The following is a 17608-nucleotide window of genomic DNA, read 5'->3' as shown; positions in this document are numbered from 1 at the left end:
ATGAACGATGCCAACAATTATTGACATTTATGCTCGTGAAGTATTAGACTCTCGCGGCAATCCGACAGTAGAAGTAGAAGTATATACAGAATCAGGTGCGTTCGGACGTGCCCTTGTACCGAGTGGAGCGTCAACAGGTGAGTATGAAGCGGTTGAATTGCGTGATGGCGACAAAGGTCGCTACCTTGGTAAAGGTGTATTACAAGCAGTGAAAAACGTAAACGAAGTCATCGCGCCAGCATTAATTGGTAGCTACGATGTGACAGAGCAAGTTGCTATCGACCGTGCATTAATTGCGTTAGACGGTACAGAAAATAAAGGAAAATTAGGTGCAAACGCAATTTTAGGCGTTTCAATGGCTGTTGCGCGCGCAGCTGCTGACTACTTAGGCATTCCTCTATATCAATATTTAGGCGGATTTAACGCAAAAACATTGCCAGTGCCAATGATGAACATTTTAAATGGCGGTGCGCATGCAGATAACAACGTCGATATTCAAGAATTTATGATTATGCCAGTTGGCGCACCGAACTTCCGTGAAGCGCTTCGCATGGGAGCAGAAATTTTCCATAGCTTAAAATCTGTATTAAAAGCGAAAGGCTACAATACAGCTGTTGGTGATGAAGGTGGATTCGCTCCAAACTTAAAATCGAACGAAGAAGCGCTTGAAACAATTATCGAAGCGATTGAAAAAGCAGGCTACAAACCAGGTACAGAAGTGATGCTTGCGATGGACGTGGCTTCTTCTGAGCTTTACAATAAAGAGACGGGCAAATACCATTTAGAAGGCGAAGGCGTTGTGAAAACGTCAGAAGAAATGGTTGCTTGGTATGAAGAACTTGTCAACAAATATCCGATCATTTCGATCGAAGACGGCTTAGACGAAAACGACTGGGCTGGTCATAAATTATTAACAGAGCGTCTAGGCAAAAAAGTACAACTCGTCGGTGACGACTTATTCGTAACAAATACGAAAAAATTAGCACAAGGTATCGAACAAGGTGTCGGCAACTCGATCTTAATTAAAGTAAACCAAATCGGTACATTAACAGAAACATTTGAAGCGATTGAAATGGCGAAACGCGCAGGTTACACAGCGGTTATTTCTCACCGTTCTGGTGAAACAGAAGATAGCACAATCGCCGACATCGCCGTCGCAACAAACGCAGGTCAAATTAAAACAGGTGCACCTTCACGCACAGACCGCGTTGCAAAATACAACCAATTGCTTCGCATTGAAGATCAATTAGGTGAAACAGCGGTATACGATGGAGTAAAAACGTTCTACAACTTGAAGAAGTAAGAAATAAGGATGCCTTCGCATGGGGGCATCCTGTTGTTTTTGTACGTTATGTCGATTTTAGAAGAAGTATGTCGAAGAATACATATAGACAAAGAAAAATGAGTGCCGCTATGATTGAATTGTAAAAAAGGGTTAGGAGAGGAGATTTGAATGATAAATAAATGATAAATAAAATATTTATTGCAATTTTGGCAGGAGTTTTTGGTCTCTCGTCTGTTTTTATGATAGGTGTCAATTTAGCAAGTGCGACTTCAAATAATACACCCATTGTACAAAAAGAAACATCTACCGCTACGTTTTTGACAATTACACCAACTATTCAAAATGCACAAATTACTCAACAACAAGTGCAGCCTTATGGGATAAAAGGATTCCTAGTTAAACAAGCAATTAAAATTATTAAAGCTGCCATTGATAAAGGCGGAGATGTTTTAAACTATATATTGAAATGGTTTGATGAGGATACAGCAAAATATTTTAATAATAATAAAAGCAAAGTTGTAGAAGCATTAGATGATCTAGAAAGTTGGATTGATGATGCGAATGATTTAGCTCAAAGTACAATTAAAACTAAACTAAATTCCTTATTAATCGAAGCGAGAGTACCTGGTACATATTCGTTACTTATCGCTGATGCTATTGCAAGAACGATTACTTGGTTAATCCTTTAATTTTATATTTTATCAAAACTGATATGAGGAGATAATGATGAGAAAAATTTACGAATACTTATCAATCGAAGAGAAAAAAGAAGCAGTTAAAAGACTAAAACGAGATTTAATAAAATTAGAACAGGAGATATCCGAAAATAAAAGCTCTTTTTCAAGTTTTATATGTGAAGTACTGTACAGTACACGTGATAAATGGAGGTTGGAGATTGAGGAACTAGAACACGAAATAAAATGTCAACTAGACAAATGAGTGTTTCTCATGGTCAACAAGTTAAAAAAGCAGCAACATTCGTCACAGTCCTAGCTTCTGAAAGTAGTGAAGCCTTGGGTCGGAGTTCCAAGGCTTCACTTGTTATATAAGGCACCTCTTAGGAAACATGTAGCTGTTTTTTATAACACAGTTGAAGCTCGATTTGCTTTGTAACGAGCTTCAATGGAATCGGGGACATGTCTCCTGTGTTAATAAAATTTTAGATTTTTTAGGGACTCAAAAAATGGTTTCTGTTCATTTGCATCACCCCTCTCTTTATTCGAATTGTAAAACAAAATCAAGGGGGAAAAAGATGTTTTCGACAAATTTTGCAATCTTTCTGTGTTTTTTTAGCATATGATTTGTCTAATGTTTTTGATAAAGTTTTATCCCGTATCTTTTCGTCCGTTGTACAAATGAATAGTGTTATGCTAAAATAAAACTATTGTGATGTGCGTCGTTGGAGGTGTAAAGTATGCATGCGTTTCTTGTTACGTTACTTGTAATTGTTTGTATTGGAATCATTGCGGTTGTTTTATTGCAATCAGGTCGAAGTGCAGGGCTTTCTGGTGCGATTACCGGCGGTGCTGAACAATTGTTTGGTAAACAGAAAGCACGCGGCATTGATGCGGTGTTACACCGTCTGACTGTTGTGCTTGCGGTATTGTTTTTCGTATTAACAGTAGCTGTCACTTATTTTGAACTGTAACAGCGGTCCAGCGATGTGGATCGCTTTTTTCGTGGAGAAAGGAGGAATCATTTGTGAAACTTGTTGCACCACAACCGTTTACGTTTGAAGCTGGTGAACGTGCTGTTTTATTATTGCATGGATTTACTGGAAATTCGGCGGATGTTCGTATGCTTGGTCGTTTTTTACAATCAAAAGGATATACGTGCCACGCTCCAATTTATAAAGGACATGGCGTGCCGCCAGAGGAGCTCGTTCATACCGGCCCGGAAGATTGGTGGCAAGATGTGATGAACGCCTACGAATATTTAAAACAAACCCATGAAAAAATCGCTGTTGTTGGATTATCGCTTGGCGGTGTGTTTTCGTTAAAACTTGGCTATACTGTTCCTGTCGTTGGCATCGTACCAATGTGTGCCCCGATGTATATTAAAAGCGAACAGACGATGTATGAAGGAGTTTTAGCATACGCTCGCGAATATAAAAAGCGAGAAGGAAAAAGCGAGGAGCAAATCGAGCGCGAAATGGCGGAGTTTGCGAAAACGCCGATGAAAACATTAAAAGCATTGCAACAACTCATTGCCGAAGTACGCGATCATTTAGATTTCATTTATGCACCTGTTTTTGTTGTACAAGCGCGTCATGATGACATGATTAACCCAGATAGTGCAAATATTATTTATAACGGCGTCGAGTCTCCCGTAAAACAAATAAAATGGTATGAGGAGTCAGGACACGTCATTACGCTTGATAAAGAAAAAGAACAGCTTCATGAAGACATTTATGCATTTTTAGAATCATTAGATTGGTAATCCTCGAAAGGAGGAAGTAAATGAAGGAAAAATTATTATCGTTTATGCGTGATGAAGCGTATAAACCTCTGACTGTTCAAGAGCTAGAAGAAGCGTTTCATATTACAGACGCAGCCGAATTTAAAGAACTTGTCAAAACACTTGTCGCATTAGAAGAAGAAGGACTAATCGTCCGAACGAGAAGCAATCGGTATGGATTGCCGGAGAAAATGAACTTAATTCGCGGCAAAGTGACCGGCCATGCGAAAGGATTTGCGTTTGTTATTCCAGAAGATCCGACGCTTGATGACATTTTCATTCCACCGTCGGAATTGAAGAATGCGATGCATGGCGACACCGTTCTTGTGCGTGTCAACGGACAAGCAACGGGGGCGCGTCAAGAAGGGACGATCGTCCGCATTATTGAGCGGGGCATTACAGAAGTCGTCGGTACGTATACAGAAAGCAAAAACTTTGGCTTTGTCATTCCAGACGATAAAAAAATCGTCAACGACATTTTTATTCCGAAACATGCCGCAAACGGTGCCGTTGAAGGGCATAAAGTTGTCGTTCGTTTAACGACGTATCCGGAAGGACGTATTAGTGCGGAAGGAGAAGTTATTAAAATTTTAGGGCATAAAAACGATCCGGGGGTCGATATTTTATCGATTATCCATAAACATGGATTGCCGTTGCAATTTCCGGAAGACGTCATTGCCCATGCGAACAGCATTCCGGATACAATTTCGGAAGAAGATTTACAGGGTCGACGGGACTTACGCAACGAAATGATTGTGACGATTGACGGCGAGGACGCAAAAGATTTAGACGATGCGGTGACTGTAACGAAATTAGAAAACGGAAACTATAAACTCGGTGTTCATATTGCCGACGTAAGCCACTATGTGACGGAAGGCTCGCCGATTGACCGCGAAGCATATGAGCGCGGAACGAGCGTTTATTTAGTTGACCGCGTCATCCCGATGATTCCGCATCGCTTGTCAAACGGTATTTGTTCATTAAATCCGAAAGTCGATCGCTTGACGTTGTCGTGCGAGATGGAAATAAACGATCGCGGTGAAGTCGTGAGCCATGAAATTTTCCAAAGCGTCATTCGCACGACCGAACGTATGACGTATTCTGATGTAAACCGTATTCTCGTTGATCGTGACGAAGCGCTGCGAGAAAAATATGCTCCGCTTGTACCAATGTTTGAGTCAATGGCAGAGTTAGCGGATATTTTACGCAACAAACGCATGAAGCGCGGTGCCATTGATTTTGACTTTAAAGAAGCGAAAGTGCTTGTCGATGAAAATGGAAAACCGTATGATATCATCTTGCGTGAGCGTTCTGTTGCTGAACGATTAATCGAAGAATTTATGTTAGCGGCAAACGAGACGATTGCAGAACATTTTCATTGGATGAACGTTCCATTTATTTATCGTGTGCATGAAGATCCGAAGCCTGAGAAGCTGCAGCGTTTTTTAGAGTTTATTACGAATTTCGGCTATATTGTCAAAGGAACAGGAAACCAAATTCATCCGCGCGCCTTGCAAGAAGTGTTGGAAGCGGTACGTGGCGAGCCAGAAGAAATGGTCGTATCAACCGTCATGCTCCGGTCGATGAAGCAAGCGCGTTATGATGCCGAAAGTCTCGGTCACTACGGATTATCGACTGAATTTTATACGCACTTTACGTCACCGATTCGTCGCTACCCAGACTTAATTGTGCATCGCCTTATTCGCACGTATTTAATTAACGGGCAAATCGACGAACAAACGCAGCAAAAATGGGCGGAGAAGCTTCCGGAAATTGCCGAACATACGTCGAATATGGAACGTCGTGCAGTCGAGGCAGAGCGCGAAACAGATGATTTGAAGAAAACAGAGTTTATGGAAGATAAAATTGGCATGGAGTTTGACGGCATTATTAGCTCGGTGACAAACTTTGGATTGTTTGTTGAACTGCCGAATACAATCGAAGGGCTTGTACACGTTAGCTATTTAACGGACGATTATTATCATTACGATGAGCAGCATTATGCGATGATCGGCGAACGAACAGGGAAAGTGTACCGCATCGGTGACGAAATTACTGTGCGCGTCATTAATGTCAATAAAGAGGAGCGCATCGTCGATTTTGAAATTGTCGGTATGAAAGGGCGCAAACGTAAACAAGCGAAAGCTGCTCCAGTCGTCATCGAAGGAAAACAGAAAAAGAAAAAAGAAGAGCAATGGCCAACGAAAAAAACGAAGAAAAAGAAAAAGTTTTATGAAGATATACCAAACATGAAAAAGAAGAAAAAGAAAAAACGATAAGGAAAGCCTCCACTGATGAGGCTTTTCCTTTCTTCTTATTTTTGCTAAAATATTCGTTGTCTGAAGGGAGGGAAACAAATGCCAAAAGGGGAAGGAAAGCTGATCGCTCAAAATAAAAAAGCACATCACGATTATTTCATTGAAGAAACGTACGAAGCAGGACTTGTGTTGCAAGGAACGGAAATTAAGTCGATTCGCGCAGGCAAGGTGAACTTAAAAGATTCATTTGCGAAAGTGGAAAAAGGTGAAGTGTTTTTGCATAATATGCATATTAGTCCGTACGAACAAGGCAACCGTTACAATCATGATCCGTTGCGGACGCGCAAACTACTGCTTCATCGTCGCGAAATTAGCAAGCTCATCGGCTATACAAAAGAACAAGGCTATACGCTCGTGCCGCTCAAGCTATACATTAAAAATGGTTTTGCGAAACTGTTGCTAGGCGTCGGAAAAGGAAAGAAAAAATACGACAAACGGGAAGATATGAAAAAGAAAGAAGCCCAACGCGAAGTCGAACGCGCTTTCCGCGAACGGCAGAAATAAACCCAGTATGTTACAATTGCAAAGCACCTGAAATGTGATATAATAAAAAGTGTCAGCCAGTTATAAAAGCTTAAGCTTCCTTCGTACGTTTCTCTTATACGGGGACGTTACGGATTCGACAGGGGTAGATCGAGCTTAAGCTGCGAGCCGAGGGGATCGTCCTCGTAAAAACGTCACTTAAAGATAACTGGCAAAGAAAACTACGCTTTAGCTGCTTAATTAACGCGGCTAACTCCTACCGCCATCGCCCATGTGGCGGCCTAGGGGTTCATAACAAGTGGGCTACGCCCAAGTCCGCCGTCTGAGGACGAGGGAAGAGAATAATCAGACTAGCTGCTCGGATGCCTGTCGGTAGGCGGAAGAAGCAGCGAAACATAAATATACCGACTACGCTCGTAGACGCTTAAGTGGCGATACCTCTGGACGTGGGTTCGACTCCCACCGTCTCCATTTCTAATATCCGATTGTTTCAGATTGAAAATCTTGAAACCCTTGATACGACTGCGTTTGCGGTCGTTTTTTATTTTTCTGGAATCCGAAAGAATCCCATAGATTTCGAAAAAATTTTGCACGAATTTTGCACGGCTTTTTTTTATTTTGCATTGTAGAGTTCCTTCATTGTAATGTCTACTTGGCGCGATTCTTTCTGCTCCATTTCATCCATGATGTGCGAATACGTTTGGAGGGTAGTCACAATGTCTTTATGACCTAACCGTCTGGAAACATACTTAATGTTCACGCCTTTAAACAGTAGCATCGAGGCGTGAGTATGCCGTAAGCCATGACACGTGATTTCTTTAATTTTGGCTTTCTTACATAATTGACGCAACGTCTTGTTTACTGCTGTATTCGTGACAAGTTTGAATTGGCTGTTCACAAAAACAAGATTGTGCTCGTTTCTCAAACCCGTTTTTAAAGCTAGTTCCGTTTGTTTTAACTTCAAATCTTTCAAAATGCTTAATGTATGTTCGTCAATAGTGATTGTTCGTTTTGAAGCATAGTTTTTTGTGTTATCAAATCCATTTTTATATTTATGATCCCACGTTTTATTGATTGCGACAGCCTTATTTTCAAAGTCAACGCAATCCCAAGTTAAGCCGATGATTTCTGAAAAGCGCGCGCCGGTAGCCAAAGCAAATAAAATGATATATCGCGAAATGTATCGTAACTGCAAGTTCTCAGTCGTTATCCTCAATAGCTTGGCCACTTCTTCATAGTTCAAATATTTGATTTCCTCGTCCTTTGGCGCCACTTTCCCGACTGCTACCACGCTAAATGTCGGATCTTTATGGATAATTCCGTCGGCTAAAGCCTCTTTCAAACACGCTTTCATATAGGTATGATGCTTCTTCACGGAAGCTGTGGAATGTGTTTCCCCATAATCATTTAGAGCCTTTTGGTACATTTCTCTCGTCAATTCCTTCAATTTCACGTCTGGAAAATACTTCTCCACAAATTCCACCGCGCGTCTAATGTCGTTGTCATTGTCCATGCTCTTTTTCCCTTTGCGGAAAATCTCGTACCAATTCCGCATGTATTCAGAAAAGAGTTGATCGCCAGCGTTAATGTCGTATCCCTTATGCAGCTGTTTCTCCAATTCCGCGGCCGCAAGTTCGGCTTCTTTCTTGGTGCGGAAGCCGCCTTTTGTTTTAGTTTTGTACTTCCCATTTTCCTTATACGAGACGCGATAGCGCCAGCCACTTTTGGTTTTTTGAATGCTGGCCATGTTCTCTCCCTCCCTTTGCAAAGCAGAATATATGTTTGGTTCAGAAGTCAAAATTTTTTAGATGCACCACCTCCTTTTGTGTTGGGATTTTTCTGTTCCAACCATGTTCAATTCCTTTCTATCTCTGTATGAGAATCTTTGTTATAATAAAATTGACGCGAAAGGAAAGGTGATGACAATGGATATTCTCGAGCGAATTAACCGCCTGGAATCGGCTCAAATGGAAAATCGGCTGACCACGATATTGATGAAAAACTCTTTGATCAATCCCAAAGTGCCTGAATGGGCAAAGGAAGCATATAATGCCTATAAGGCAGCTGGATATAACTGTGATGATTTTGGACACAGCATGGATTTTTATCGAATTATTACTTTATTGCATGATAAAAAATTATTGTGAAGGAACGACTCGTAATATCATATCCACTATCTCATCGATTGAGTGTTCCTCGGTTTTTACGGCCATTTTATCGACTAGTACGGGGTTGAATTGCGCCACTTCTTCCTTCGTAACACCGTGCCATATAGGGAGGATGACGGTTCTTCCCTCTTCTATTTCTCTGTGGAGGAATCCTTTATATTCGTACTGAGTCCACCCTTTTCGGAAAAAGGCTTTAGATAAAACGACTATGCCGAGCTTTGAGTATTTTATGCCTTCATTGATCTTGTCAGACAGACTATCCCCAAGATTGATGACTTTCACATCTTCAAACACCCTCAGCCCGGCTCTACTAAGCTTTTGAGATAACTCTGTCACTATCGCCTCTTTATCCTCGTGAGCGTGAGAAATGAACACATCGTAAATAATGTTTTCTTTTTTGTTGTCTATTTCCAAACTCTGTGCAGCCTGTTGTTTTAATTGCTCAAGTTGTAATTGGATTTGGTCAAGAGCGTCGGTATGAATCCGATGTTCTAATGATTTTGTTAGCTTATCTGCCTCTTTCTTCTGTTCTCGGATGAGTTGTTCTTCCAGCCTTCTGAGTTTTTTCTCTTCATCGTTAATTTTTTTCATTAGATTGCTTTGTTCTTTTAAAGCCGCGTCTAATTTTTGTTCTTGTCTCTGGATATTTCTTAACTTCGTTGTTATGGATGAACCGGTGCTTCTTGACAATGTCTTTTCAATCCTTTGGATCTCTTTTCTTATTTTTAATTCAGTATCTTTTTGTTTTTGTAGCTTAATTTTTAAATCCGTGAGCTTTTTCTTCGATTGCAGGATTTGGTTTTGTAATGAATACAAGCTCATTTAATTCACCGCCTTTTTTAAGTGAATAAGTTTTGATGGCACTCCGTATGTCGCCGCGGCCTCATAAATGGTTGCATCAGTACCGCGGTATGTATAAAGCACATCATCCGACAGAAGCAATTCAACCGCAAACTCATTCGCTTCCCTTTCCACCTTATCCATGCAGAAAAGCGTGTTTTTTTGCAAAAATGAGGTACTTAGTTCGGGATGTAAAACTGCATGCCCAAGCTCGTGTGCGCAAACAAAACGTTGCATGGATTCATTCAATTCTGAATTAATGTGGATAATGTTTATTCGTTTAAAGCTATGATGGTAGCCATAGATTCCTCCCAATTGTTCAAACAACAGCACAATTCCTTTCTGTGATGCAATCTCAAAGGGGTTATTTGTGCCATGCTTTTTGACTAATTTTTCTACTATCTGTTTTATCTGATTAGCCATTAAGCTCTCCCCCTGAAAAACTTATTCTTTTCTATGTTTTTTTGGAGTAAATTTCTCTTTTGCAATGCGTTTCGCAAGTCGAAGGGAGTTTTCCAGCGAAGCAATCAGCAGTTCCCGATCTTCTTCGTCAAGTTCGTCAATGTCCATTCCACCGAATGCGGCGAAGCCGTTTCCTGTTTTGAGACCTTTAATGATGTTCTCCAATTCTTTCTGGATGTCGCGCTCGTCTTTCTCGGTGAGGGCGGGGAGATCTGTTTTTGTATCGTCATCGATGTAGCCGGCGGCTCGCATGAGATCTTCATAAGTAACCTCGTTGTGTGCATGGTCAGCTAATTTTTTTATCGTCTGTGGAGTGGGAGGGCTGTCTAGTAAACATCTAAGTAATCTTGATATATGAGCAGATGTAACTCCTGATTTTTGGGCGTAGTGGTTTATTGATCTATTTCCTTTTGCTTTTTCTAATAACTCGGCAAACTTTTGTTTATCAAAGGACATATTGACAACCTCCTCTTTTGTATTGTCTGAAATCAATGTTACATATCTTTTGTTGTTTGTAAACAACAAAAGATAAAAAATAATAAAAAAGTATTGACTGTATGTAACGAACGATGTTATATTTTACATGTAAACAACATTGACTGCATACAACAACTAAGGAGGGAGTGGTAAAGTGTACATTGACAAAGATAAGTTGAAAGGATTGATGGAAGAAAAGGCAAATGGAGGGTACCGTAAATTTGCTAGAATGTTAGGGCTAGATGCGGCACATTTATACAGGGTTTTAAATTCGAATAGTATGGCAGGACCAAAGTTCCTAGGGAGATTGAAAAAGTATTGCGATGAAAATGGTTTGAATTTTGAAGAATATATTTTTTTAGATGAACCGTTACATGTAGTCAATGAATCGGGGGGAGGACGGAAATGAATCAGTTACAACAAGTTTTCACTTATGGCGAAACACAAATTAGGACAGTTGTTCAAAGTGGTGAGGTTTTGTTTGTTGGTAAGGATGTTTGCGATGTTCTCGAAATCAAAAACAGTCGCGATGCTTTAGGTCGATTAGACGAAGATGAAAAGGGTGTAGTTTTAATCGACACCCCCGGTGGAAAGCAACAAATGTTATGTATTAACGAAGCTGGTCTTTACAGTTTGATTTTAACAAGTCGAAAACCCGAAGCAAAACAGTTCAAACGCTGGGTTACACATGAAGTCCTCCCAACCATCCGCAAAACGGGCGGATATGTCGCAAATGAGGACATGTTCATCAATACGTATCTTCCGTTTGCCGATGACCAAACCAAACTGATGTTTCGCGGTGTACTGGAAACAGTCCGCAAGCAAAACGAACAGATTGCCGCGATGAAGCCGAAAGTGGAGTATTTCGACGCGCTGGTTGATCGAAACTTGCTGACGAATTTCCGAGACACAGCGAAAGAGTTGCAGGTGAAAGAACGTTTCTTCATCGATTGGTTGTTGAAAAACAAATTCGTCTATCGCGATCAGAAAAACAAACTCAAGCCATACGCGGCATATGTGCCAGAGTTGTTTGAGCTGAAAGAATGGGAGCGAAATGGACGAGCTGACGTGCAGACGCTCATCACGCCAAAAGGGCGGGAGACGTTTCGATTGTTGTTGAAGAAAGAGCGAACGGCGTGAAGGAGGGAGAGGAGTCGATGAAAGTCTGGTGGTCCATGCAAGACCTCAAGGAGCGAACGGGATACAGCGAGGATTGGCTCAAAGAAAATATCCTGCTGCATCCTCGCTACAAGCCGATGCTCGACATTGAAAATGGTGGGTTTGTGTACTACCCGGAACGGAAGGGCGAACGCTGGTGCTTCATTGCTTCACAGATGGAGGAGTTCTTACAAAAGTATTTCAAAGACATTTTTCTGAAAAAGGGGGATTCACATGAAAATCAAAAAACTATCGTTCGATGAGTTGCCGTCGCGTGTTACCGACGAGATCACTGCCCGATACAAGGACATTCAGCCAATCGAGACGACCGTTATGGAGTTTGAAACCGTAGCGGAACCGACATACGCCATCAGCTTTCTCGATGCCGATCGAAACATCATTATTGAACTGACGTTTATGGAAGGCAAAATCGTCCATGAAAACCAGGTGACACTCCGAACGGTTTTCAAGGCGATGGAGAAACACCCGGAACGATTTGGCCTCAATTGGAAGGAGGTGAAATGATGTTTTCGCAAAACAAAAAAACATTTTGCAAAAAGCGATATATGCAGATGCTGAAAGATGAAATTTTTCTATTAGGTTTTGTTGAGGTTCTAGAATCTGCAGGCGATCGCCAGGGCGCGAGCCTGGTTCGGGAAAAGCTCTATGAATTAAGAAATTCGCGCTTGCAGTTGAAGGAGTTGATTTCATGAAGTTCCTGGTTCGTGAATGGCTCCAAATGTCGAAAGAAGAGCGTTTTTGGTTGCTAGAAAACGAGGCCTATCGCCAATGGAAAGAAAGAAAAAATAAAAACGGCTCTCTTGCGCCAGAGAACCGTTAAAAAAGGACCGATGAAAAATGTTCCTATCTCTATTCTATCTCATCGGTCCTTCCGATACAAATATTTTTTTTGGGAGGTATTCGATATGAATCTTGACCGTTTTGCGTATGGTTTACGCGATCCACAATCAATTCCGATGATTGGTGAATGCGCACATTGTCACGCTGGAATCTTCAAAGGCTATGAAGTGATTCGATATGAAGGTGAACTTTTCTGCGATACCCATTGCCTTGGTGAATACTTGTTGGAAGTCGTGGACTACGAGGAGGTGATCCTATGAATCCGATCATCCTGGCAGAGACGGCGAACATGGATCATCTTGAATGGTTGCGGTTACGTCAGAAAGGCATCGGCGGCTCGGATGCGGCCGCCATTGCCGGCCTTAACAAATATAAAAGTCCGGTTCAAGTGTATTACGAAAAGGTCGAGGACATCAAAGTGGAATCAGAACAAAGCGAAGCGGCATATTTCGGTCATGTCCTGGAAGATATCGTTGCAAAAGAATTCGCGAGACGCACCGGGAAGAAAATCCGAAAACGGAACGCGATCCTGCAACATCCGGAGTATCCATTCATGCTCGCGAATGTAGACCGGCTCATTGTTGGAGAAGATGCCGGCCTGGAATGTAAAACGGCGAGCGAATACCTCAAGAATGAATGGGTGGAAGGCGAAAAGATTCCGGATCAATATTTCATCCAATGCCAGCACTACATGGCTGTTACCGGTCGCTCTAAATGGTACATCGCGGTCTTAATCGGCGGCAATAAGTTTCGTTGGGATGTCATCGAACGTGACGAAGAAATCATCAATTACTTGATTGAAATTGAGACGGATTTTTGGCAACGCGTCATCGAAAAACGGCCACCGGAAGTGGACGGATCTGATTCAAGTACAAACTTGTTGAATCTCTTGTATCCGGCTGAATCGGTTATCGATGATGCGGCGGAATTACCGGATGAAGTGGATTCGCTCATTGACAAGCTGGAATCGGTGAATGCGGAAATCAAGAAGTACGAAGCGAAAAAGGCCGAAATTGAAAACAAAATCAAAGCAATGTTAGGTGAATATGAACGCGGCTATACCAATGATTACACGGTGAAATGGTCGGTAGTGAACTCGAACAGGTTTGATTCTAAACGATTCGCGAAAGAACACCCGGATTTGTATCGTCAATACGTCCAAGCGTCGACGTATCGACGTTTCAGCATCTCTAAAAACAAATCGAGAAAGGCGGTATCACAATGACTCAAGCGGAGAAACTAAAAAACCAATTGGCAGCGAAAGCGAACGGAAACGGCCAGGTGGCCAAAAAACAAAACGGCGACAAAGTCACCGTCGCCGATCTCCTTCAAAAAATGAAGCCGGAATTCGAACGGGCGCTACCAAAACATATGGATGCTGACCGACTTATTCGTATTGCTCTTACTGAAATGCGCCAAAATCCAACGCTTCTATCCTGCGAAATTAAAAGTTTGATGGGAGCTATCATGCAAGCAGCTCAACTCGGATTGGAGCCTGGACTTCTTGGACATTGTTATTTGATTCCTTTTGAAAATAAAAAACGCGGAACAAAAGAAGTACAGTTTGTTATCGGCTACAAAGGTTTAATTGACTTGGTCCGTCGTTCCGGGGAAGTTGAAAGCATCAAAGCCGAGGCGGTGTATGAAAACGACGAATTCGAGTTTGAATACGGACTCGATGAAAAATTGCGCCACAAACCATTGCTGTTTGGTGATCGTGGGAAGCTCATCGGGTTTTATGCGTATGCCAAGTTCAAAGATGGCGGCCATGCGTTCCATGTGATGTCGGTGGAGGAGATTAACCGAATTCGCGATAAACACTCCAAGGCAAAAGACAAAGGTCCTTGGAAAGAAGAATACGAAGCGATGGCCAAGAAAACGGTCATTCGTCAGCTTATTAAATATTTGCCGATCTCCATCGAAGTTCAGCGGAACATTTCGTTCGATGAAACGGTGCGTAAAGACATCACCGAAGAACCGGAACGCGTCGATGATTTCATTGATATGGAGTCGGAATACCTGGAAGGGGAAGTAATCGAAGCGGAACCGGTGGAAATGGAGCAACAAAAAGCAAACGGCCAGGGGGATTAATTCTCCCTGGTTAACCTGGAGGTGTTCCTTTTGACGATTTACCGCATCAATAAAAAGGACAACTATGTCGTCTTGGATAAGGGCTTCCTTCAAGACAAAACTCTTTCTTGGCAAGCGAAGGGATTGCTCGCTTATATGCTCTCGTTGCCGAACGATTGGGAGTTCAACATGAAAGACCTTAAAAATCGCAGCAAGAACGGCCGAGATGCGACATACCGGATTATGAAAGAGTTAATCGAAGCTGGCTATGTTACTCGCGTTGAAAACCGGGACGGGGGCAAATTTGAAAAAGTGGAATATATCGTTCATGAGGTGAAGCAATCACCGCGTACTGAAAATCCGGATACGGTTCCACCGTATACTGAAAATCCGTATCCGGAAAATCCGTATCCGGAAAATCCGTATCCGGAAAATCCGACACTACTAAATAATAATAATACTAATTATAAAAATACTAATAATGATGATGATGATAAGGACCGTCCAAAAGAAAACGACCTTAATGCTTTCAGGTTTTATGAAGAAAACTTTCAAGCGACGCTTTCTTCTGTCGATATTGAAATCCTTAATTACTGGTTGGATCGTTTCCCGGAAGAAATTGTTCTCTGCGCCATGAGAAAAGCGCTTGAACAAAATGTCCGGAGAATCAAATACATCGATAGAATCCTTGCTAATTGGGAAATACAAAAGGTTCAAACGTTAGAAGATGTAGCTCGCTTGGACAGGCAGCATGAACTTGAAAAACAAACGAAACAAAAACGCGGGGGTGTTGTCGGTGGCTCGGTTCACCAGCATCGCGGAAGTGATGGCCGATCTTCAAAAGAAGACAAAAGAATTTCGCATTATGAACCAGGAAAATGGGATGACGTCGACCTCTCCCTCGAAGGACTCCTATAAATGCGAAAAGTGTCGAGATTTAGGGATTATCTTTGTCGATAACAGCACTGCACGCGTTTGTGAATGCATTGTGCAGCGGAAAATTGAACGAATCTTTAAAGCGTCCGAGATCACTGAAGCGTTTCGTGGCTTGAACTTCTCAAACTTCTCACTTGACCACCGTCCACAGATCGTTCAGGACGCCTTTAAATGCGCCGTAAAATACGTTAAATCGTTTCCGGGTATCAAACATAGCCGGAGGAACTCTATCGCGCTCCTAGGCGCTCCTGGGGCCGGAAAAACGCATTTACTGACGGCGGTGGCCAATAATTTGATCAGAAATCAAGTCGAGGTTCTCTATTTTCCGTACCGGGAAGGGTTTGATGAAATCAAAGACGATATTGAAAATCTGGAGCAAAAATGCGAACGAATGAAGGCGGTCGAGGTGCTGTTTATCGATGACTTGTTCAAACGTGGCGCGACTGAATTTGAGATCAAAACCATGTATTCTGTCGTGAACTATCGGTATCTCAATCACAAGCCGATTATGGTATCGTCGGAGTGCCTAGAGGATGACCTATTAAACATCGATGAGGCGCTCGGCTCTCGCATTATCGAAATGTGTCGGGATTATCTTGTTGAAATCGTCGGCGATCGGAAACTATTAAACTACCGATTAGCCAGATAAAAAAACGGGAGGTGGAAACCTTGATTGAATTCGTCGGGTTCGACGGTCCTGCGCCGTTCTCCATTATTTTTTGGCAACAGAACGGGGAGTACGTTTCCAAGACGATTTGTTACACGGAAGAGGAGGAATGTGAAGCGGTCAGTCGTTTTTATACGCCGAACGATTTTTACGGTGGTTTTGATGCCGCGATCATTTCTAGAAGAGAAGGGACTGTGAAAACGGTTTGGAGGTGGGAGTGATGCGTTGTCCAATCTGTGGCAGTCGGACAAAGGTATTGGATGTTCGTGAAAAGCGAGATAAGGTGAAGCGCAGACGGGAATGCCCGGATTGTTTAACGCGATTCACTACCGAAGAAAAGCTCGTCATTGATTCGTTGGATGAATACCTTATCCGTCGTCTGAATCGTAATTTTCGGACTCTATAAAAAGGGGGATATTTGAGTGAGAAATGGCTTAAGTCTAGGGGATCTCTTTGACATGCAGGAGGCGCTGGATCATCACATTCGGCGCAAACAAAACATCCCGATGGATATGGATCTCGTTCCGTATTTGGTGGATGCGCTCGATGTGGAAATCGCGGAATTACAGAACGAAGTCCGGTACTTCAAGTTTTGGAGTGCAGACCGAAATATGCGGCGTGAAGCGGCGTTGATGGAATATGTCGACGGATTGCATTTCTTCTTAAGCCTGGGATTGGCATTCGAAATCCCACGCGAATTCGAACCGTTACCGCATCACTACGATGACATCCGGAAACAATTCCGGGCGTTGAAACGCCATGTCTACATCATGGATGGTCCGATGGGGCCGACGCTGTGGTATATCGCATTTGATCTTTTCCTTGGCCTTGGTGAACTCCTGGGATTCAGTTGGTCTGAAATCACGCGCGCATACTCGGAAAAGAACAAGGTCAACCATGAACGTCAAAAGGTGGGGTATTGATGCCGAACGTCAAACGGTTTAAGCGGTTGCGGCGAGTTTACCGAGCGATATCGATGAAGGAAATGAACAAAATCATCGAACGGCAAAAGTCACGCGGCTGGGTTCCGGTGTCTGATGTGGTGGAAATGTTAGAAGCAAGTGTGATCGTGGGCGGTTTTGAACCATACCGGTTTAAAGTGGTGATGGAATTTAGGGGGAATGGCCCATGAATCAAAAGCGACAAGAAATTATCGCTCGGATATGTGAATTGGTCGGTTTGAAACCATCATACTTCAATGATTGGTCCGATGAACATCTCACGTTCTTTTTCAGCGATCTGATGTGGAGGTTACGAAAATGACCAAAAATGAAAAGTGGTATTGTCTGCGGCATCCGAAAAAGCACCGGGAAGTCAGAACGGATTCCTGGAAACAGATGATTCTTTGGAAAGCTCGCGGTTATCATCTGTTATCAGTGGTGGAACCTTGGAAAGTTAACAAAAATGTTAAGGCCTAAATTAATAT

The 17608-nt window shown here is 42.4% G+C and carries 26 protein-coding genes and 1 other RNA gene; 23 read left to right on the top strand and 4 right to left on the bottom strand.

Going from position 1 to position 17608, the window contains the following annotated elements; all coding sequences use genetic code 11:
- Positions 1 to 7 precede the first annotated feature (7 nt).
- From eno to ssrA, 8 genes are all read left to right on the top strand, one after another.
- Complete coding sequence (gene eno / locus NSQ23_RS13995) at positions 8 to 1303, top strand: phosphopyruvate hydratase (protein WP_009362285.1); 1296 nt, start codon at positions 8 to 10, stop codon at positions 1301 to 1303.
- A gap of 161 nt (positions 1304 to 1464) precedes the next feature.
- Positions 1465 to 1974, top strand: a complete 510-nt coding sequence (locus tag NSQ23_RS13990; protein ID WP_064220979.1) for a hypothetical protein — start codon at positions 1465 to 1467, stop codon at positions 1972 to 1974.
- A 37-nt stretch (positions 1975 to 2011) separates the two neighbouring features.
- Positions 2012 to 2224, top strand: a complete 213-nt coding sequence (locus NSQ23_RS13985; protein WP_004892480.1) for a hypothetical protein — start codon at positions 2012 to 2014, stop codon at positions 2222 to 2224.
- A gap of 475 nt (positions 2225 to 2699) precedes the next feature.
- Positions 2700 to 2933 carry a preprotein translocase subunit SecG gene (gene secG, locus NSQ23_RS13980; protein WP_004892478.1) on the top strand — a complete coding sequence of 78 codons (234 nt, stop codon included), beginning with the start codon at positions 2700 to 2702 and terminating at the stop codon, positions 2931 to 2933.
- Positions 2934 to 2986: 53 nt separating this feature from the next.
- Positions 2987 to 3724 (top strand): carboxylesterase, encoded by a 738-nt coding sequence (locus NSQ23_RS13975; RefSeq protein ID WP_339171545.1) that lies wholly within the window; start codon positions 2987 to 2989, stop codon positions 3722 to 3724.
- 20 nt (positions 3725 to 3744) lie between these two features.
- Positions 3745 to 6021 carry a ribonuclease R gene (gene rnr / locus NSQ23_RS13970; RefSeq protein ID WP_339171542.1) on the top strand — a complete coding sequence of 759 codons (2277 nt, stop codon included), beginning with the start codon at positions 3745 to 3747 and terminating at the stop codon, positions 6019 to 6021.
- A gap of 78 nt (positions 6022 to 6099) precedes the next feature.
- Positions 6100 to 6564, top strand: a complete 465-nt coding sequence (gene smpB / locus NSQ23_RS13965; RefSeq protein ID WP_004892472.1) for an SsrA-binding protein SmpB — start codon at positions 6100 to 6102, stop codon at positions 6562 to 6564.
- 100 nt (positions 6565 to 6664) lie between these two features.
- Positions 6665 to 7017, top strand: a transfer-messenger RNA (tmRNA) gene (gene ssrA, locus NSQ23_RS13960).
- 139 nt (positions 7018 to 7156) lie between these two features.
- On the opposite strand, the gene NSQ23_RS13955 is transcribed toward ssrA, so the two are convergent.
- A complete protein-coding gene (locus tag NSQ23_RS13955; RefSeq protein WP_339171538.1) occupies positions 7157 to 8290 on the bottom strand; it encodes a site-specific integrase in 1134 nt (377 codons plus the stop codon).
- Positions 8291 to 8468: 178 nt separating this feature from the next.
- Here NSQ23_RS13955 and NSQ23_RS13950 point away from each other — a divergent pair, with 178 nt between their 5' ends.
- A complete protein-coding gene (locus NSQ23_RS13950; RefSeq protein ID WP_339171535.1) occupies positions 8469 to 8690 on the top strand; it encodes a hypothetical protein in 222 nt (73 codons plus the stop codon).
- On the opposite strand, the gene NSQ23_RS13945 is transcribed toward NSQ23_RS13950, so the two are convergent.
- Genes NSQ23_RS13945 through NSQ23_RS13935 form a run of 3 tightly spaced genes read right to left on the bottom strand, consistent with a single transcriptional unit; the run spans position 8682 to position 10469 of the window.
- Complete coding sequence (locus tag NSQ23_RS13945; RefSeq protein ID WP_339171532.1) at positions 8682 to 9533, bottom strand: TIR domain-containing protein; 852 nt, start codon at positions 9531 to 9533, stop codon at positions 8682 to 8684. The two genes, NSQ23_RS13950 and NSQ23_RS13945, sit on opposite strands and share 9 nt — an antisense overlap.
- A complete protein-coding gene (locus NSQ23_RS13940) occupies positions 9534 to 9974 on the bottom strand; it encodes an ImmA/IrrE family metallo-endopeptidase (protein WP_339171530.1) in 441 nt (146 codons plus the stop codon).
- A gap of 21 nt (positions 9975 to 9995) precedes the next feature.
- Entirely contained in the window at positions 9996 to 10469 is a 474-nt protein-coding gene (locus NSQ23_RS13935) for an XRE family transcriptional regulator (RefSeq protein WP_328213636.1), read from the bottom strand.
- 175 nt (positions 10470 to 10644) lie between these two features.
- Here NSQ23_RS13935 and NSQ23_RS13930 point away from each other — a divergent pair, with 175 nt between their 5' ends.
- The 14 genes from NSQ23_RS13930 to NSQ23_RS13865 all read left to right on the top strand — a co-directional run bounded on the left by NSQ23_RS13930 (position 10645) and on the right by NSQ23_RS13865 (position 17314).
- Complete coding sequence (locus NSQ23_RS13930; protein ID WP_339171521.1) at positions 10645 to 10899, top strand: hypothetical protein; 255 nt, start codon at positions 10645 to 10647, stop codon at positions 10897 to 10899.
- Complete coding sequence (locus NSQ23_RS13925; protein WP_339171517.1) at positions 10896 to 11630, top strand: BRO family protein; 735 nt, start codon at positions 10896 to 10898, stop codon at positions 11628 to 11630. Before NSQ23_RS13930 ends, NSQ23_RS13925 begins: the two co-directional genes overlap by 4 nt.
- Before the next feature lie 17 nt (positions 11631 to 11647).
- On the top strand, positions 11648 to 11911 hold the full coding sequence (locus tag NSQ23_RS13920; protein WP_339171514.1) for a DUF771 domain-containing protein: 264 nt from the start codon (positions 11648 to 11650) through the stop codon (positions 11909 to 11911).
- Entirely contained in the window at positions 11883 to 12173 is a 291-nt protein-coding gene (locus NSQ23_RS13915) for a hypothetical protein (protein WP_339171511.1), read from the top strand. The genes NSQ23_RS13920 and NSQ23_RS13915 overlap by 29 nt, the downstream gene beginning before the upstream one ends.
- The gene (locus NSQ23_RS13910) at positions 12173 to 12361 is read left to right on the top strand and encodes a hypothetical protein (protein WP_339171509.1); all 189 of its coding nucleotides are present in this window, start codon (positions 12173 to 12175) and stop codon (positions 12359 to 12361) included. The genes NSQ23_RS13915 and NSQ23_RS13910 overlap by 1 nt, the downstream gene beginning before the upstream one ends.
- Positions 12358 to 12489 carry a hypothetical protein gene (locus tag NSQ23_RS13905; protein ID WP_255429659.1) on the top strand — a complete coding sequence of 44 codons (132 nt, stop codon included), beginning with the start codon at positions 12358 to 12360 and terminating at the stop codon, positions 12487 to 12489. The genes NSQ23_RS13910 and NSQ23_RS13905 overlap by 4 nt, the downstream gene beginning before the upstream one ends.
- An 85-nt stretch (positions 12490 to 12574) precedes the next feature.
- Positions 12575 to 12769: a hypothetical protein gene (locus NSQ23_RS13900; RefSeq protein WP_339171503.1), complete on the top strand. Its 195-nt coding sequence runs from the start codon at positions 12575 to 12577 to the stop codon at positions 12767 to 12769.
- Positions 12766 to 13734 carry a YqaJ viral recombinase family protein gene (locus NSQ23_RS13895; protein WP_121781243.1) on the top strand — a complete coding sequence of 323 codons (969 nt, stop codon included), beginning with the start codon at positions 12766 to 12768 and terminating at the stop codon, positions 13732 to 13734. The genes NSQ23_RS13900 and NSQ23_RS13895 overlap by 4 nt, the downstream gene beginning before the upstream one ends.
- Complete coding sequence (gene recT, locus NSQ23_RS13890) at positions 13731 to 14600, top strand: recombination protein RecT (protein WP_121781242.1); 870 nt, start codon at positions 13731 to 13733, stop codon at positions 14598 to 14600. The genes NSQ23_RS13895 and recT overlap by 4 nt, the downstream gene beginning before the upstream one ends.
- A gap of 30 nt (positions 14601 to 14630) precedes the next feature.
- The gene (locus tag NSQ23_RS13885) at positions 14631 to 15497 is read left to right on the top strand and encodes a DnaD domain protein (RefSeq protein ID WP_339171498.1); all 867 of its coding nucleotides are present in this window, start codon (positions 14631 to 14633) and stop codon (positions 15495 to 15497) included.
- Complete coding sequence (locus tag NSQ23_RS13880) at positions 15406 to 16164, top strand: ATP-binding protein (protein WP_339171496.1); 759 nt, start codon at positions 15406 to 15408, stop codon at positions 16162 to 16164. Before NSQ23_RS13885 ends, NSQ23_RS13880 begins: the two co-directional genes overlap by 92 nt.
- Before the next feature lie 20 nt (positions 16165 to 16184).
- Complete coding sequence (locus NSQ23_RS13875) at positions 16185 to 16403, top strand: hypothetical protein (RefSeq protein WP_339171493.1); 219 nt, start codon at positions 16185 to 16187, stop codon at positions 16401 to 16403.
- Positions 16404 to 16604: 201 nt separating this feature from the next.
- Positions 16605 to 17105: a dUTP diphosphatase gene (locus NSQ23_RS13870; RefSeq protein ID WP_339171490.1), complete on the top strand. Its 501-nt coding sequence runs from the start codon at positions 16605 to 16607 to the stop codon at positions 17103 to 17105.
- On the top strand, positions 17105 to 17314 hold the full coding sequence (locus NSQ23_RS13865) for a hypothetical protein (RefSeq protein ID WP_339171488.1): 210 nt from the start codon (positions 17105 to 17107) through the stop codon (positions 17312 to 17314). Before NSQ23_RS13870 ends, NSQ23_RS13865 begins: the two co-directional genes overlap by 1 nt.
- Positions 17315 to 17608: the final 294 nt, after the last annotated feature.

The sequence above is a fragment of the Anoxybacillus sp. FSL W8-1294 genome, assembly GCF_037965005.1.
Taxonomy (GTDB): Bacteria; Bacillota; Bacilli; order Bacillales; family Anoxybacillaceae; genus Anoxybacillus; species Anoxybacillus flavithermus_G.
Note: the sequence above shows the minus strand (reverse complement) of the source record. Positions and strands in the feature narration are given on the sequence as shown.

Excerpts from the sequence above, each read along its gene's own strand:
- NSQ23_RS13865 (WP_339171488.1), top strand. The coding sequence starts at position 17,105 with ATGCCGAACGTCAAACGGTTTAAGCGGTTGCGGCGAGTTTACCGAGCG.
- NSQ23_RS13880 (WP_339171496.1), top strand. The coding sequence starts at position 15,406 with ATGGCCGATCTTCAAAAGAAGACAAAAGAATTTCGCATTATGAACCAG.
- NSQ23_RS13915 (WP_339171511.1), top strand. The coding sequence starts at position 11,883 with ATGAAAATCAAAAAACTATCGTTCGATGAGTTGCCGTCGCGTGTTACC.
- NSQ23_RS13950 (WP_339171535.1), top strand. The coding sequence starts at position 8,469 with ATGGATATTCTCGAGCGAATTAACCGCCTGGAATCGGCTCAAATGGAA.
- NSQ23_RS13985 (WP_004892480.1), top strand. The coding sequence starts at position 2,012 with ATGAGAAAAATTTACGAATACTTATCAATCGAAGAGAAAAAAGAAGCA.
- NSQ23_RS13990 (WP_064220979.1), top strand. The coding sequence starts at position 1,465 with ATGATAAATAAAATATTTATTGCAATTTTGGCAGGAGTTTTTGGTCTC.
- eno (WP_009362285.1), top strand. The coding sequence starts at position 8 with ATGCCAACAATTATTGACATTTATGCTCGTGAAGTATTAGACTCTCGC.
- NSQ23_RS13945 (WP_339171532.1), bottom strand. The coding sequence starts at position 9,533 with ATGAGCTTGTATTCATTACAAAACCAAATCCTGCAATCGAAGAAAAAG.
- NSQ23_RS13905 (WP_255429659.1), top strand. The coding sequence starts at position 12,358 with ATGAAGTTCCTGGTTCGTGAATGGCTCCAAATGTCGAAAGAAGAGCGT.
- smpB (WP_004892472.1), top strand. The coding sequence starts at position 6,100 with ATGCCAAAAGGGGAAGGAAAGCTGATCGCTCAAAATAAAAAAGCACAT.
- NSQ23_RS13925 (WP_339171517.1), top strand. The coding sequence starts at position 10,896 with ATGAATCAGTTACAACAAGTTTTCACTTATGGCGAAACACAAATTAGG.
- NSQ23_RS13955 (WP_339171538.1), bottom strand. The coding sequence starts at position 8,290 with ATGGCCAGCATTCAAAAAACCAAAAGTGGCTGGCGCTATCGCGTCTCG.
- rnr (WP_339171542.1), top strand. The coding sequence starts at position 3,745 with ATGAAGGAAAAATTATTATCGTTTATGCGTGATGAAGCGTATAAACCT.
- NSQ23_RS13935 (WP_328213636.1), bottom strand. The coding sequence starts at position 10,469 with ATGTCCTTTGATAAACAAAAGTTTGCCGAGTTATTAGAAAAAGCAAAA.
- NSQ23_RS13940 (WP_339171530.1), bottom strand. The coding sequence starts at position 9,974 with ATGGCTAATCAGATAAAACAGATAGTAGAAAAATTAGTCAAAAAGCAT.
- NSQ23_RS13900 (WP_339171503.1), top strand. The coding sequence starts at position 12,575 with ATGAATCTTGACCGTTTTGCGTATGGTTTACGCGATCCACAATCAATT.
- recT (WP_121781242.1), top strand. The coding sequence starts at position 13,731 with ATGACTCAAGCGGAGAAACTAAAAAACCAATTGGCAGCGAAAGCGAAC.
- NSQ23_RS13920 (WP_339171514.1), top strand. The coding sequence starts at position 11,648 with ATGAAAGTCTGGTGGTCCATGCAAGACCTCAAGGAGCGAACGGGATAC.
- secG (WP_004892478.1), top strand. The coding sequence starts at position 2,700 with ATGCATGCGTTTCTTGTTACGTTACTTGTAATTGTTTGTATTGGAATC.
- NSQ23_RS13910 (WP_339171509.1), top strand. The coding sequence starts at position 12,173 with ATGTTTTCGCAAAACAAAAAAACATTTTGCAAAAAGCGATATATGCAG.
- NSQ23_RS13895 (WP_121781243.1), top strand. The coding sequence starts at position 12,766 with ATGAATCCGATCATCCTGGCAGAGACGGCGAACATGGATCATCTTGAA.